Origin of the sequence: Segatella copri (assembly GCF_009494395.1) — a bacterium.
In the GTDB taxonomy this organism is placed as follows: domain Bacteria; phylum Bacteroidota; class Bacteroidia; order Bacteroidales; family Bacteroidaceae; genus Prevotella.
On record NZ_VZCB01000006.1, the window covers coordinates 11,126 to 27,344 of the forward strand.

General features: G+C 47.2%; 12 protein-coding genes. 7 read left to right on the plus strand and 5 right to left on the minus strand.

Annotated elements, in window-relative coordinates; all coding sequences use genetic code 11:
* Positions 1-9 precede the first annotated feature (9 nt).
* Positions 10-3,342, minus strand: a complete 3,333-nt coding sequence (locus F7D73_RS00710; protein WP_153121831.1) for a helicase-related protein — start codon at positions 3,340-3,342, stop codon at positions 10-12.
* 371 nt (positions 3,343-3,713) lie between these two features.
* On the opposite strand from F7D73_RS00710, the gene F7D73_RS15980 reads away from it, so the two are divergent.
* Positions 3,714-4,028: a hypothetical protein gene (locus F7D73_RS15980; RefSeq protein ID WP_194256804.1), complete on the plus strand. Its 315-nt coding sequence runs from the start codon at positions 3,714-3,716 to the stop codon at positions 4,026-4,028.
* Here F7D73_RS15980 and F7D73_RS00715 read toward each other — a convergent pair.
* Together F7D73_RS00715 and F7D73_RS00720 are read right to left on the minus strand one after the other, a co-directional pair.
* Positions 4,025-4,171: a hypothetical protein gene (locus F7D73_RS00715; RefSeq protein ID WP_153121832.1), complete on the minus strand. Its 147-nt coding sequence runs from the start codon at positions 4,169-4,171 to the stop codon at positions 4,025-4,027. The genes F7D73_RS15980 and F7D73_RS00715 overlap by 4 nt on opposite strands.
* Positions 4,172-4,254: 83 nt before the next feature.
* Positions 4,255-4,893 carry an HU family DNA-binding protein gene (locus tag F7D73_RS00720; RefSeq protein WP_153121833.1) on the minus strand — a complete coding sequence of 213 codons (639 nt, stop codon included), beginning with the start codon at positions 4,891-4,893 and terminating at the stop codon, positions 4,255-4,257.
* A gap of 590 nt (positions 4,894-5,483) precedes the next feature.
* Here F7D73_RS00720 and F7D73_RS00725 point away from each other — a divergent pair.
* The 5 genes from F7D73_RS00725 to pstC all read left to right on the plus strand — a co-directional run bounded on the left by F7D73_RS00725 (position 5,484) and on the right by pstC (position 13,563).
* Positions 5,484-6,812, plus strand: a complete 1,329-nt coding sequence (locus tag F7D73_RS00725) for an exonuclease SbcCD subunit D (RefSeq protein ID WP_194256805.1) — start codon at positions 5,484-5,486, stop codon at positions 6,810-6,812.
* Positions 6,809-10,264, plus strand: coding sequence for an AAA family ATPase (locus F7D73_RS00730; protein ID WP_153121835.1), 3,456 nt, complete (start codon positions 6,809-6,811; stop codon positions 10,262-10,264). The genes F7D73_RS00725 and F7D73_RS00730 overlap by 4 nt, the downstream gene beginning before the upstream one ends.
* Positions 10,265-10,401: 137 nt before the next feature.
* Positions 10,402-11,493 (plus strand): sulfate adenylyltransferase subunit 1, encoded by a 1,092-nt coding sequence (locus F7D73_RS00735; RefSeq protein WP_367383690.1) that lies wholly within the window; start codon positions 10,402-10,404, stop codon positions 11,491-11,493.
* 128 nt (positions 11,494-11,621) lie between these two features.
* Complete coding sequence (locus F7D73_RS00740) at positions 11,622-12,362, plus strand: phosphoadenylyl-sulfate reductase (RefSeq protein ID WP_153121836.1); 741 nt, start codon at positions 11,622-11,624, stop codon at positions 12,360-12,362.
* Between the two features lie 319 nt (positions 12,363-12,681).
* Positions 12,682-13,563, plus strand: coding sequence for a phosphate ABC transporter permease subunit PstC (pstC, locus tag F7D73_RS00745; protein WP_153121837.1), 882 nt, complete (start codon positions 12,682-12,684; stop codon positions 13,561-13,563).
* Positions 13,564-13,955: 392 nt separating this feature from the next.
* On the opposite strand, the gene panD is transcribed toward pstC, so the two are convergent.
* Positions 13,956-14,300, minus strand: coding sequence for an aspartate 1-decarboxylase (gene panD, locus F7D73_RS00750; protein WP_117692769.1), 345 nt, complete (start codon positions 14,298-14,300; stop codon positions 13,956-13,958).
* Positions 14,301-14,359: 59 nt separating this feature from the next.
* A complete protein-coding gene (gene panC / locus F7D73_RS00755) occupies positions 14,360-15,211 on the minus strand; it encodes a pantoate--beta-alanine ligase (RefSeq protein WP_153121838.1) in 852 nt (283 codons plus the stop codon).
* A gap of 175 nt (positions 15,212-15,386) precedes the next feature.
* Here panC and F7D73_RS00760 point away from each other — a divergent pair, with 175 nt between their 5' ends.
* On the plus strand, positions 15,387-16,199 hold the full coding sequence (locus F7D73_RS00760) for a glycogen/starch synthase (RefSeq protein WP_153121839.1): 813 nt from the start codon (positions 15,387-15,389) through the stop codon (positions 16,197-16,199).
* Positions 16,200-16,219: the final 20 nt, after the last annotated feature.

The following is a 16,219-nucleotide window of genomic DNA, read 5'->3' on the forward strand; positions in this document are numbered from 1 at the left end:
TATAGAGACTTAGATGAATGACTCAGATACCACAATCTGCGGTTCCAAGCTTTCCTCGTTTCTTTCCTCGTCGGTATCCAGCGGAATGTTGTAGCGATCAAAGAGTTCATCTACCTTGTCTATGATTTGCGCTACGAGTTCTTCGCTGGATGGTTTCTGCTTCTTTACCAGACGATTGAAACTGTTGATGCTGGAATTGAGTCCGATGAAGACACCCAGTTCCACAATCTGCTCCAACTTCTTGATTTGCGCCACAGTCTTCTCCGCACCCACAGCAGTCAAGGTCCGATTCATCGTACGAAGAATACTCAGCACGGCATTGGTCGATTTATCTTTCTTCCTATTCTCCATGCTTTCGGCATCCACCACTCTTCTCACCACCTTCTGGTAGGATTCCAAAGCCAGTTTCACCTGGTCGTAATGGAAATCCATCACCTTCGCAAAGTCACCCGGCTTCTCCTCCATCTCAGCCTTCATGATGTCCATCGCATCCAGGAATGGGATAGACAAAGCCTTGCCGTCAGCCTTAACCCAATAATACTCTACCTTCTGAGGCGAAGAAAGATAGACGATAGTGGAATGAGAATGTTTTCCGATTTCCCTCACCGTTCGGCTCTTCATCGGCAAAGCCTTGATGCTGTTGTAGAGCTTGCGACGGATGCGATAAAGCTCACGGGCTTCTTCCAGAAACTTCAGGTTTCTATCCACGGCATCCTGAATATCAGGATTGAACATCTGGAACTCTTTCACAATTTCCTCTCTAGAGTAAATCTGCGCATCCTCGCCAAAGGCTGAATGGAAGCCCTGCAACTTGATGAGGGCGTTGCTATAGAGATGAATCTCCTGGTTGCCCTGCATCGACGGATAGAACATGTAGTTGTATATCTTGTCTGCCACCGAACCGATACGGTTGACACGACCGATGCGCTGCATCAATCGGGTAGCATTCCATGGCGAATCGTAGTTGATGATAACATTGGCACGATGCAGATTGACACCTTCGGCAAGCACATCAGAGGTAATCACGATGTTGAATTCATCCGATTGCTCGGCATAGTTGGCATCAAAGCACTTGCGGAGAATATCCTGCCTGTTGGTACGATTGCTGGCACAGACATCCAGAATGTCGTGGCGATGCAGACGATTCTGCAGCTGCTCCGTCAGATAATTCACAGTATCTACGCTCTCTGAGAAGATGACCAGTTTGCCTGTAGGATTTATCTCCTTATCAAAGAATTCATGTTCCAGTTTATCGATAAACAATTCCAGCTTAGGGTCTTCGCTTACCCCATCCCATTGTTTACACAACTTCTTCAAATTCTCAGCATCTTCTTTCAGCATCTCCAAAAACCGTTCGCTGAAATCTTCGTTTTTAAAGACCGTATCTTCCTCTTTCAAGCCTTTTTCTACGGCATATTCTATGATGCGGTCCAGTTCCCAGCCCTTGGCTTGCTTATCCTTCACGTTGATATCGGGAGCGATAATTACCTTGTTCTGGTCAAACATCTTGATCATATCCTCGGTAATGCGGAGGAAAGTGTGGAGCGAACGGCGGAAGGCATAGAAACTGCTCTCCAATCGCTTGACCATGTGAACACGATAAATGCCTGTCAGCATGGTAGAAATATGAAGGGCAGTAGGATACTTCTTGCGCGCCTCGCCCTGCAAGAACTCCACGGCACGATAGCGGGCATAGTGCAAGCCCTTGCCTGTAGGATTATCTTCGGGATGAGGCGTATCGGTAAGAATCGCCATCGTACTATAGAAGAGATCGTTCAAACCGCCATTTAATTCATACATCAATTCGTTAGGAGGCAGAATATCCGGGAATACGATGTGCTGGTCATCCAAGTCTTTCTTATAGGCAGGCACATTCTTGATATTGTTTCGGGTTCGTCTAACCGTCACCTTATCAATCACTTGCGTTCTTATCTTCTCGTAGAGGTCATCGGTACGCTTAGCAAATTCTGCATTTCTTTCGTTATACTTGTCTAACTTACGCTCACGCATCAGCTTATCATATTCTTCTATCCATGGAGAGAAGGTTACAGGCAGATTCTGGATGCCTTCGATGGTAGAATAGCGGGCATTCTGGAAGAGAAGCAAGAGATTCAGAAGATCGGTTGGACGATTATTGAGCGGAGTAGCCGAAAGCAGCATCACCTTCTTGTGATGGCCTTTTACCAAACCTTCGTTTATGCGAGGAGTCTTGCAGATTAACTGCAAATCATCGTATCTGCCAGCGGTGGCTCCACGGAAGTTATGCGCCTCATCAACAATCACCAGGTCATACTCTCCCTTTTCACGGAAGTTGCCTTCGCTCTCTATGATTTTATTCAGACTGCCATTGCTCACAAACTGGGCGTAGCGCTTGATGCCGAAAAGCTTGAAAGTGTCAGTCCAGTTCTTTTCCAAGGCTGGCGGATAAACCACCAGGATATTGGTGTATCTTCCATTTGCTTCAACAAATCGCTTGGCAATCATCGTGGCAACAATGGTTTTACCCAAACCCACCACATCGGCAAGGAAGAAGCCATTGTGCTGCATCAGCATCTGATAACCCTGAATCACGGCATCGTGCTGATAGCGGATATCCTTCACACCCTCAGGCATTTCCATCGTAAAATCATCCTCCACCTGCGAACCGAAAGTATCTATCAGCACCTTCATATAGAGTTCGTATGGTGTAGGCAACTGGGCAAGATGAGTCTTCGCCTTCATCTGCTCGATGTCTTGCAGATTCAGAGGAACAGCCTGCTCCCAAAGCTGCTCAAATTCCTGCTTGCAATATTCCACATCATCATAATCTTTCATCGCCACGTTCAACTCATATCGGTTGCCAGGCATGGTTCCCATACCGGAATCGGATAGATTAGAGGACCCCATGATAACCCAGCCATCAGAGTTTGGATTATGGTTTTCCGGGAGAAGAAGATAGAATTTGGCATGGAGGTTTTTGCTTCGATGGATACGCATCTCCAGTTTTTTGTCGATGATGTCCTGGCAAAACTGGAGGATACCTCTCTCCGTCTGCTCATCATAGCCCGCATTCTTCACTTCTTCAACGAAATCTTGAGAATAGGCATCGATGACGGCTTGTTCATCTATCTGTCCGAAAAAGAGTTTGGATTGCTTACGGAATATGTTGTCGATATTGATACCTACCAATATCTGTATCTTTTTTACCTGCTCAAATTCCTCACGAAGTTTGAAATAGCCCGAACTTCGGAAATATCCTACTACTGCCTGAAAGGTATGAAAATCAAGCATGTTGTGGGCTATTCCCTTGAACTTCTCGAACAGGGAATTATCTGGAGTATTATTGAAAAACTTAGTGCTCATCTGTCTGTATCTCCTTAGGATATTGGCACTTCCGCCATTCCCCTAAGCAGAAACTTTTTGTTAGTTTGTATGGTTGCTACCAAAACAGAAATGGCGTAGGGAATCTATCACTCGCATTACCCTTGCTCGATTGAGGTCCTAGGAAAACCTTTGGCAACAAGGATAAGAAGCAACAGAAACCTACGCCAAACTTGCATATATAATAGCACAGGATGTACCCTATCCAAACGAATGGAAAGGGCACACCTATGCCTGTGTACATACACACATAAAGCGAAGGCGCCTACCGCTGTCTTCATCTGAGTGTAACTTTTGAAATTTCCTAGGTTTCGAAAGATCAGAAGAAAACGTAGTACACGTCTTTCTTAATTATGATAGGCCAAGCCATGGACTTTTACCTAGCCAGCGACTCATCGCCAGCCATCCACAGCAAGACAACTGCAAAAGTACGAAAAAGAATTGGGATTTGCAAGAAAATCGGAAAGTTTCTTGCAAATTCAAATAAAATTGGTTATAAAGCAGCATATATTCAAGGCTTTTGCCCTTACAGGGCGCAGGGGGACAATGCCTTAACACCCAGAGTGTTGCCCTGGGCTAGGAGCTTCTGGGCCTTCAGCCCGTGCATGAACCACATGCAAAAGTTCAATGATTTACTTCTTAACCAGGCATTTTATACTCATATCTAAGCTTCCAGATAGTTCATCATATCCTCCAATGTATCGAAGTTCTTGACATTCCCCTCCTTCACATCGAGAATTGCCTTATCTAACTCTGACATTTTAGAGTTAGACTTCACTTTGCTAGCAACCCATCCCATTCTTTTAGCCAATTCTTTCAAAAATTGCATATCGGAACTAGGAAGTTGCAAAATTATTGTTTGTAATGTTGCATCCATAACACTACCATTTTTATTTATTCTTTCCTCTTCACCCAAACCTTATGGCTGCCGCGGCCTAGTGAATCTATCGGCGAAGATTTATCACAGGTCAGCTCCTTCAGTTCCATAGAGGCAGCAGTACGGCTCAGGTTGTTGATGGAGGCATAATCGCCTAGGGTGAGGACTCCGTTCTTCTCTATCACCTCCAGAGCTCGGGCGATGCGCTCTTCCTTGGAATAGAGCTGCTTACGGATCACCTTTACACCACCCATATCACGCTCCAGGTCACGGTCGGTTTCACGCTTTACATCCTTGACAAACTCTGGAGACGCCTTGAAGTTGATGTCTTTCACTCCCACCTTGCGGTACGTCATCTTATCATCTGGATTCAGAATTTCCCTAGGCTTCTCATCCTCGAAAGCGAGGGAGAGGGAGAAGGTGCCGAAACCTTCCAGATTCACGTTGTACCCCATGGAGAGCATGTCTGCCAGCATATCAACCACATCGGTCAATACAGCCTCCGTGGTACTTTCCGAAATACCGCGATGGTAGTTCTGCATCATCTTGACGAACTCTTTTCGGGATAGTGTACGATTGGTCACCATCTTGGGATAAACTCTGCGCTTGCCATCATAGCGCATATCCCCCATTTCCTGCAATTTGTACTTAGCCATATCAGTTTCCTTTCTTATTTTAGTTTATCTGTATTTCTTATTGCAGCAGCCTTTGCATCCTACAGCATTTATGATCACACTTAAGAAGAAAAGACCACAAACCTAGGAAGAAAAGTATTTTATCCTAGGAGAAATCTCCGTTCATAGACATTGAACCGACATTCAAAGTCTATGAACCGCCGTTCAAAGACACTGAACGGACATTCAATGTTTATGAACGAAGATTTCTACCTTGCAAAGATACAACTTTATCAGATATAAAACAAGACTTTTCCTGAATATCTTTACATTTCCAGCCATAATTCTTCGTTTTTTGAGCTTATTTCTTTGCGTATCCCAAATAATTGTGTTAACTTTGTAGTCAGATTGCAAACCAAAGGTCAAAGGATTGCAAGACTAAGACTGAACTTTCACATATGGGGAAGTTAAGGGAAGTTAGAGGGAAGTTAAGGGACAAATGTCCTACGTTTTACGCCAAAAGGCTATTGTCTCTTAACTTCCCGAACGACCGTAGGGAGTGATAACTTCTTTAACTTCAATTAATTCCCTCACTTGCGAAACTTGAATTAAGATTAGACATTCTTATGAGTATGAAGATATTAGCAACCAGCGACTGGCACCTGGGCAACCTGTTTCACGGCAACGACCGTCTGCCGGAACACAAGCATTTCCTGAAATGGCTCCTGGAACAAATCGCTGAACAAAAGCCCGATGCTCTCCTCATCGCAGGAGACATCTTTGATAACGGAAATCCATCGGCAGCGGCACAAACCGTTTATTACGAGTTTCTTGCCGATGCTACCCAACTGTGCCCCAACATGCAGGTCATCATCACGGCAGGCAATCACGATTCCGCCAGCCGACTGGAAGCTCCCCGTCCGCTCCTCACCCGATACCACGTGGAAATAAGAGGAAACGTAAGGAAAATCTGGCAGCAGGGAGAAAGCGGGGACGATGATAAAACCGGCGGACATTGGCTCTATTCCTTCGATGACCTCATCATCCCAGTAACCAACAAGGAAGGAGAAGAAGTAATCATCCTCGCCGTACCTTTCCTAAGGAGCGATGTGGTGCAGAACGCCAGTTACTCGCAGGGAGTCAACGACTTTCTGAGAGAACTGACGGCTGAGGCTCGAAAGAAATACCCGGGCAGGAAGTGCATCATGATGGCACACATGTACGCCAAGGGTTCGGATATCGCCAAAAAGGATGCGAGCGAGAAAATCATCATCGGCGGACAGGAGGAAGTGGACCTGGAAGGATGGAACGACCATCCCGACTATATGACTTGCGGACACATCCACAAACGGCAACATATCTTGAACACCGACTGGGCAAGATATACGGGAAGTATCCTCCCGATGTCGTTTGCCGAGAAAGACTATACCCACGGCATCGACCTCATCACCATCGGATGTGACGAGGAAGGAAAGAAGGAACATGGAGAGGATGAAGGAAAGGAAACCGGCAAGAGCAAGGAATGGAAAGTAGATTTTCTGGAATACAAGCCTCAGCACGCCCTCCGCATCCTGCCCGAAGATGAGGAAGAGCTGACCTTCAAGAAATGGCAGAAGCTCATCAATTCTGAACTCTCGGAGAGAACAGACGGCGAACTGAGCGACCACTTCGACTACGTGATGCTGAAGGTGAAACAGGAGAAACTGAACAGCGATGACATCAAGGAACTGGAGAAACTCGTCAACGAAAAGGATGCCGTGCTCTGCAAAATCCAGCGCATCATCCCGCAACTGGACCTCTCCACCATCCAGGGTTCCCAGCACATCACCAGCATAGAAGACATCATCAACCGTCCTCCGCTCGATACGCTGAAGGAAGCCTTCGCCATCAGACACAACGCTCCGATGAACGAAAGACAGGAGAAAATGTTATCCGATTTATTAACGACATCATCATTATGAAATTCCTACAACTCGAAATACTCAACCTCGCTTCGCTTGACAAACAGGGAGGCGAGGTCATCAACTTTGAAGAAGGTGCCTTAGGCGAGAGTACCATCTTCAGCATCGTAGGTCCGACGGGAAGTGGCAAGTCTACCCTACTCGATGCTATCTGTCTGGCTCTCTACAACCGCGCCCCTCGCTATCCCAGAAAGAAAGGAGACAAGAACCAGAACATCGAGATTTTCGGAGCTGCCGATGCCAGCGAAAGTAACCGACTGGCTCCTACCGACAGCCGAAACATCCTGACCCGTGGCAAGAAGGAAGGCTACAGCAAACTCACCTTCCTTGCCAACAACGGCAGCATCTACCGCGCAGAATGGCACGTCAGATTCCAGAGAGTGCGCTACGAGAACGCCAAGACTGCGCTTTATAAAATCACGAGAAAGGGAGAAGAGATAACGGAGGAAGCTGCCGACTGGAACGAGCTGCCGAACATCATCGGACTCGACTACGACCAGTTTCTCCGCACCGTGCTCATCGCCCAAGGCTCGTTTGCCAACTTCCTGACGGCAAAGGAAAACGAACGGTATGAACTCCTGGAAAAACTCATCGGATGCGAGGAAACTTATACGAACATCGCTACTGAAATCAAGAAGGCGAAAGACCAGGCGACGGATGACTACAACCAGATGGCAGCATCGGTGGAAGCCGTAAAACAGAACCTGCTGAACGATGAAGAACTCGCCCAACTGCAGGAGGAAATCGCCCGGTTGGAAAAAGCTGAGAAGGAACTCGACAGCCAGTTGCAAGCCATCTCGAAAGAACTGCAATGGTTTGAGGAAAACGATAAGCAAATCAAGCAAATCGCTATCTGCCAGACTGATATGAAGCAAGCAGCAGATGCTATTAAAGCGATGCAAACCCAGATTCTCCGTCTGCAGTTGCACGATGAAGTACAGCCTGCCGTCAACCTGCTGCAGGAAGTAGAGCGACAGACGCAAAGCATCCACGAGCAGGAAGAAAACATCCTGAAAGCGGAAGGAAATATCAAAAGTCAAGAGTCTGCCATCAGCGAAAGCGAGAAAACTCTCGCCAGTCTGAAGGAAGCAGTAAGCAAGGCACAGGAACAGCTGGAAAAGGCGCTGCCGGTCATCGCTGAAGCAAGAGCGCTGAAAACAAAAATAGAAGCGGCTATGCCGAATCTGACTGAAAAGAAAGAGGCATTGGAGTTGGCCCAGAAAGAGAATCAATCTGCCCTGAAAGACGTGGAGGAAAACGCCCGAAACATCAAAAAATGGGAAGCTGAAACGGAGAAAGCGAACCTTGCCCTCAAAGCGACAAAGGAAGAGATTGCCAAGCAGAAACAGGTTCTGCACGAAGCGACGCAAGCCGCAGAACATGCTTGGGAGACGGAAAGAAACAAGACTGCCGGACAGAACATAGAGGAACTGCAGAACAGCAAGACTGTAGCCGACAGGAAACTGCAGGATGTCCAGCAAGCCATCAAGGTTGTGGCTCATCTCGATGCTGCCACAACAGAAAAGCAGAAGAATGAGGAGCGCATCCTGGTCTTGGGCAAGAGAAATGCTGAGATAGATGCAGCCCTGGGCAAGTTGACCATCGAGGCTCTGACCCAAGAGACCCTGACGCTGAGAAATGCCTATACCCTCATGGTGAGTGAGAAATGGGAGATTCATCGTGCCAACCTGACCGAAGGCAAACCTTGTCCGCTCTGCGGCAGCACGACCCATCCTTATCATACCGACAACAGACAGTTTGAGGAAGCCACTACGGAACTCTCTTTACTTCTGAAAGCCAAGGAGAATCTGCTGAAGCTGCAGCAGAAAGAGGAGAAGGATCTTTCCGGCGAGAGAAAACAGAACGATGGCGAAGTACAGACGCTCCAGAAACAACAGGAAAAGCTCTCGGGTGAAATCGCAACTTACGAAGAGGATTGGAAGGCGCTCATCACCCAGTATCCAAAGATTCCGAAGGCAGAGGCAGAACTGAAATCGCTCTTGCCTATCTATGAAAACAAGGCGAAAGATGCGAGCAGCAAACTGAGCCTCTTTAACAAGATTCAGAAAGAGATAGAACGGCTGACCCAACTCAAGGATAAGGCTGTAAAGGATGAAGCTGCGTATGAAAGCAAGGCTTCTACTATACAGAACAAAGCCCAAGAAAGCACTTCAACCTGCACCACAAAACTAGCTGAGCAGAAAGCACTTACCATCAACCTCATCTCACAGCAGAAGAGTAAGGAGGAGGCTTACGAGAAAGCCCTTCAGACATGGAATAGCGCCAAGAAGGAAATGGAGGAATGGCAGGAGAAATATAAGCAGATTCTGAATGGAGAAGAACCAGATGCGGCTGAACAAAGACTGACAGCAGCAAAGGATGAGGCTACGAAAGCAGCAGATACTCAGAACGAGAATATCAACAAACTGAAGGCGGAACTCGCCAACAGTAAAGGTTCGCATCAAACCATGCTGTCTCAGAACAAGACGATGAAAGAGAATCTGCAAGAGAAGGAAAAGGAACTCGACCTTTGGATTGAGGAATATAACAAGCAGCTTGAAGAAAAGAGCATCGAAGGAAAAGACTCAGAAGAGGAAGGCATCGAGGAAAGAAGTATCGAACCAAGCCTTATCGACCGAAACACCATCCGAGAGATGCTTCACTCTGCCGAAGACTGGAACGCTATCCGACGGGAAAAGGACGAAAAGGAGAAAGCCGTGGCTTCAACTACCGCCCTTTACCAGAGTGCAGAAAAGGCGCATCAGCAGCATTTGGAACATCAGCCTGCCCAAACCCGTGATGCTCTCCTAGCCATTCAGCAGGAGTATCAGGAAAGAAGCCAGCGCAACGAACTGATTGCTGCCAACGCCAGGATGCAGAACCATCAGGAAGCCGTGAAGCAGTTGGGTGACAAGGCTGAGGCTCTGAAGCTCGTAACGCAGGAAAAGGACGACTGGACAGCCATCACGGATGCCATCGGAGCAGACGGCAAGACGCTGCGCAAGATAGCCCAATGCTATACGCTCAGTTTCCTGATAGCGCACGCCAACCAGGAAATCAGAAAGTTCAACAGCCGTTACGAACTGCAGCAGGTAAAGCATTCGCTGGGCATCCGAGTCATCGACCACGACCGTGCCGACGATATCCGAGACACCACTTCCCTATCAGGTGGCGAAACCTTCATCGTGAGTCTCGGTCTCGCCTTGGGCTTGTCGGCATTGTCCTCCCGTAACATCTCCTTCGAGAACCTGTTCATCGACGAAGGCTTCGGAACCCTCGACCCCGATACCCTAGCCACCGTCATCGATTCCCTCGCCATGCTGCAAAGTTCGCAAGGCAAGAAGGTGGGCGTCATCAGTCATACCGACACAATGAGCGAGCGCATCACCACCCAGATAAGGATTATCAAGAATGGCAACTCCGGCAGCAGCCATATCGAGATCTATCCGTAATTACACCTTATTATATATAGGAAACACAACCTTATTCATCATACATACCATACGTTTGGCAGTCTTATACCAAATGTATGGTATGTTCTTTACACCCTGTATGGTAGTCTTTTTACACCCCATGTGGTATTGCCCAAGTGGGGAAATCGCAGTACCTTTGCACCCAGAAAAGCGAACAGGGCATCACCATCGATGTGGCTTACCGCTATTTTGCTACACCGAAACGCAAGTTTATCATCGCCGATACTCCGGGACATATTCAGTATACCCGCAACATGGTGACGGGTGCCAGCACTGCCGACCTGAGCATCATTCTGATTGATGCACGTCATGGCGTACTGGAGCAGACCGTTCGCCACAGTTATATTTCTTCATTGCTCGGCATACCACATATCCTGGTGGCTATCAACAAGATGGACCTGGTTGATTTCAGTAAAGATGTATACGACAAGATTGTTGCCGACTACAAGAAGATGTCGGAGGCATTGGATATCAAGAACGTGGTGTTTATCCCTATCAGCGCCAAGGATGGCGACAACGTGGTGAACAAGAGCGATAAGACTCCTTGGTATGATGGACCTACTCTGCTGAACTATCTGGAGACCGTTCCGGTAGGTCATAAGACGGTGAGCGATTTCTTCCGTTTCCCTGTACAGTATGTGATTCGTCCTATCAGCAGCCAGTTCCCAGACTACCGTGGTTATGCGGGCAGAGTAAGCGGCGGCATCATCCGTCCGGGCGACAAGATAAGAGTATTGCCATCGGGCACGGAGAGCACCGTGAAGAGCATCGACTTCGTAGAGGAGCACCTGGAGGAGGCATATGCCCCAATGAGCGTTACCCTGACGCTGAACGATGATATCGACATTTCGCGTGGCGATACCCTCGTGAAGGCAGATGAGAAGCAGCCTAGCATCGAACAGGACATCACGCTGGATGTCTGCTGGTTCAATGAGCGCCCTGCTGCCGTAAGAAACAAATACGTAATCCGTCAGGCAACCTTCGAAACCCAGGGTTTGATTCGCAGCATCAACTATCGCCGCAATATCAACACGCTGGAGAAGGAAGAGGGTGTATCGGAATTGAAGATGAACGATATTGCCGAAATCACCATCCACACCGCCAACCCATTGGTATTCGATAAATATACGGAGAATAAGGTAACAGGCAGCCTCATCTTCATCGATCCTGATACCAACGAGACTGTGGGAGCGGGACTTATTAAGTGAAGATTCGGCACGGAGTTTTAAATTAGGCACGGATTACACGGATTACACGGAAAATTTATGATTTCGTTGTTTGAGGTGAAAAGAAAAATCCGTGTAATCCGTGTAATCCGTGCCAAAAGAAATATATTATGAACAAGGTACAAGACATTGAAGAACAAGAGAAGCTCAAGTCTCTCGTTCCGGAACTCAATAAGAAATTCAGCGATGCGCCTGCCGAGGATATTGTCGGTTATTTCCTTCAGGCATTCAAAGGGCGCATCGCTCTTTCTTCTTCCCTCAGCATCGAGGACCAGACGCTTACCGACATCATCGTGAAGACGGATAAATCTGCCCGCATCTTCACCCTCGATACAGGTCGCCTCTTCCCGGAGACCTACCAGTTGATCGACAAGACAAACATGACCTACGGCATCAACCTGGAAGTGTTCTTCCCTAACTATGAGGCGGTGCAGCAGATGGTGAAGGAAGAGGGCATCAACCTCTTCTATAATTCGATAGAAAGCCGACACCGCTGCTGCCAGGTAAGAAAGCTGGAACCGCTGAAGCGGGCGATGCAGGGACTCGACGTATGGATCTGCGGATTGAGAAAGCAGCAGAGCGTAACCCGCAAGGATATGCAGGTAGTGGAATGGGACGACATTCATAACCTGATTAAGGTGAACCCGCTCATCAACTGGAGCGAAGAGGATGTGGAGCAGTATGTAAAGAAGCACCATGTTCCTTATAACAAGCTGCAGGACAAGGGCTATCCAAGCATCGGCTGCCAACCTTGTACAAGGGCCATCAAGCCTGGCGAGGATATCCGAGCCGGAAGATGGTGGTGGGAATCGCCGGAACATCGCGAATGCGGACTGCATCAGAGAAGCTAGGAGTTAAGTTAAGTGCAGAGTGAAGAACGAAGAGTGAAGAATTCAATTGCTGATGCTAATCATAAAGTTCAAAGTTCCAAGCTCAAAGTTCAAAGTTCAAAGTGAAGAGTGAAGAATTCAAATGTTTTAGGAAGGGAATGAGCATGAAGAATTTAATCATCAACATTTTAGAGGCAGCGGCTTTCCTGCTGCTGGGATTGGGCGTTAGCCTGTTCGGATAAAGCGGATTGCAAATCCGCAAATAAAGAGGTTGGGACATTTTTAAACGACGGATTACAAATCCGTCGGAACGCCTAACGGGATAAAAAATAATACGAGTATGGATTATAGAATAGCAAAGGATAAGATAGCAGGACAGGTGATGTTTCTCTTGACCATCGCCTCCATATTCCTGGTAATCATCATGGCGGTGGGACTGTTTATCAAGTCGGAGCCGATATTGAGCCAATATAATCTGTGGGAACTCCTCACGGAGAGCAACTGGCGACCGATGGAAGGCAAGTTCGGATTTCTTCCTTTCCTCGCCGGCACCTTCTGGTGTACGGCACTCGCCATTCTCATCGCCCTCCCCATCTCCCTGCTCATGACCATCTATCTCACGGAATACGCCCACCGCAGCATCCGGAAATACGTGTATCCCCTGCTCGATATCCTTGCTGGACTGCCCTCCGTCATCTATGGCGTCTGGGGCAGCCTGCTCATCGTACCTTGGGTTTCGAAACACGTTGCTCCCCTCTTCGTGGAGTTTTCTTCGGGCTATACGGTTCTAGCAGGTGGCATCGTATTGAGCGTGATGATTATCCCGCTTCTGGTGAGCCTGTTTATGGAGATATTCGATAACATATCAACAGATTTGAGAGAAGCTTCGCTCTCGCTGGGCGCCACACAATGGCAAACCATCAAGCATGTTGTGCTGAGGAAGGCACGACCGGGAATGATTGCAGCCATCGTTCTGGCGTTGAGCAGAACGCTGGGTGAAACGATAGCTGTACTGATGGTGTGCGGAAACCTCGCCATCGTACCGGGCAGCGTGCTCGATGCCTGCTATCCGATACCGGCACTCATCGCAAATAATTATGGTGAAATGCTTTCGGTTCCACTTTATGACAGCGCCCTGATGTTTGCCGCCTTCCTGCTGTTTTTCGTGGTCGTTATTTTGAATCTCGGGTCAAGAATCGTATTGAAATCGATAAAAGGATAAAGAATAGAGGGATTACAAATCCCCCGGTTTTAAGTGGTCGAACATTTTTTCCTGCGGATTTCAAATCCGCAGGGACGCCTAACGGAAGACTTCACTTAATATTACTAATTATGAAATACTTGGAAGAAAGGCGGCAGATACATTATGGCTCATTTCTCTAAAAACAAGGTATAAACAGAAATCTAAACAAGGCTCTTCTGGAGTTGGTTTAAGGCTTAGATAAACGTTACGTAAGACTTAAACCAACTCCAAAAGAGCCTTAAAGCAACTCCGAAAGAGACTTAAAGCAAATATGCGTTCCTACGGATTCATCTATCCACAGGAACGCATATTCATTTCTCATCATAGGAGATAACCAATCATTATACGATACTATATCATCCATACGATATTTAAACCTTGTTTCCCTCTTTTGGGAAAACCACGGTAGGCTTGAAGGTCTTAGCCTCCTCAAAGTCCATCAGGGCATAAGCGATGATGATAACGGTATCGCCCACCTGCACCTTGCGGGCTGCAGCACCGTTCAGGCAGATACAACCGCTGCCACGCTCACCCTTGATAATATAGGTCTCCAAGCGCTCACCATTGTTGTTGTCTACAATCTGAACCTTCTCGCCTGCTATCAGATTAGCAGCGTCCATCAGATCCTCATCGATGGTGATGCTGCCCATATAATTCAGGTTAGCCTCAGTTACGGTCACACAATGGAGCTTACTCTTCAATACTTCTATCTGCATTGTTCTGTTATTACTTGATCTATTACGGATTAAACTTAATAAAGAAATCTATCGAGGAATTATCCCTTATACTTGATATGGTCGATGAGACGGATAGGAGTCTTACCACAATAAACGGTGATGCAACCTACCACATAGGCGCTATCCTCCCATGAAGCGACATCCTGCAGGCTGTCACCATCCACAATCTGGAAATACTCTACCTCCAGACCCTCTACAGCATTGATGTCGGCAACCACCTTATCGTGAGTTTCCTGTACGGTATGAGACTTGGCATACTCCACACTCTCCTTCAGAGCCTTATAGATGTTTGGCGCAATGGCACGCTCATCAGGAGCCAGCAAAGTATTGCGGCTGCTCTTTGCCAAACCATCCTCATCACGGATGATAGGACACTCCACAATCTTCACATCGCTGTTGATATACTTCACGAGCTGCTTGATGACAGCAATCTGCTGCCAATCCTTCTCACCGAAATAAGCACGGGTAGGACGAACGATATAGAACAGGCGGCTTACCACCTGGCAAACACCATTGAAATGACCTGGACGCTTGGCACCCTCCATCACGGTAGAAACCGGAGGAAACTCGAAGTGGCGGGTATCAGGTGTGGGATACATCTCCTCTACAGAAGGAGCAAAAACATAGTCAGCACCACAAGCCTCGATGAGCTTGCAGTCTGCATCAAGAGTGCGAGGATAACGTTCCAGATCACCCTTGTCATTAAACTGAGTAGGATTCAGGAAAACAGACACCACAGTAACACCGTTTTCCTTTACACTGCGCTTCACCAAAGAGGCATGACCCTCATGAAGAGCGCCCATAGTTGGCACGAGGCCGATTTCCTTTCCCTCCTTGCGACAATCGAAGAGTTCGTTCTGGAGGTCAACAATCTTATTGAATACTTTCATCTTCTTAATTCTGTTTCGGGGTGCAAAATAACAACTTTTTTCTGAAATAAGAAAGAAAAAACCTAAAAAAAAGCGAATAATCGTCGAAAAAAACCTTTTTAAAAGAAAAAATGCCAATATTTGGATTTTTTTTTGTACCTTTGCACGTAATTCGTAAGAATAAAATTTAAGTTTTATGGCAAAGAAAGTACTATTTATCAATCAGGAGGTCGACCCATACGTAGCCGAGACTCACATGTCAATCATGGGACGCGAACTACCTCAGAAGATGCAGGAAGCAGGTTTTGAGATTCGCACATTTATGCCTAAATGGGGCACAATCAACGAGCGTCGCGGACAATTGCATGAGGTGATCCGCCTGTCTGGTATGAACCTTATCATTGATGATTCTGATCACCCTCTGATCATCAAGGTAGCATCTATACCAACAACACGTCAGCAAATCTATTTCATAGATAACGACGACTACTTCAACCGTCGACAGATGAGTACCGACGAGAAGGGCGTGGAATACACAGACAATGGTGAGCGTGCCATCTTCTTCGCACGTGGCGTACTGGAAACAGTCAAGAAGCTGCGCTGGCAGCCAGATGTCATCGTTTGCCAAGGATGGGTAAGCGCAGTGGTTCCTTTCTATATCAAGACTGCATATGCTGAAGAACCTTCATTTGCTGATTCAAAGGTGATTTGTGCTATCTACCCTAGCGAACTGAAGGGCTCATTGGGTCACAACTTCAAGCAGTGCGTGGAGTACCGCGAAGCTACACCAGACAAGCTCACAGAATATGGTGACAACTTCGACTTCGTTGAACTCGCCAAAATGGCCATCGACTACAGCGACGGCGTGGTAGAAGCAGCAGAAGGCGTCAATGCAGAGCTCATCAAGTATGCAGAAGACAAGAACAAGCCTTTACTCTGTTTCCCTGGCGATGACTTTGCAGAACCATATGCCAAGCTCATCAACGAGGTATGCCCAGACGAAGATTAAAGTTTAGGTATTAGTATACA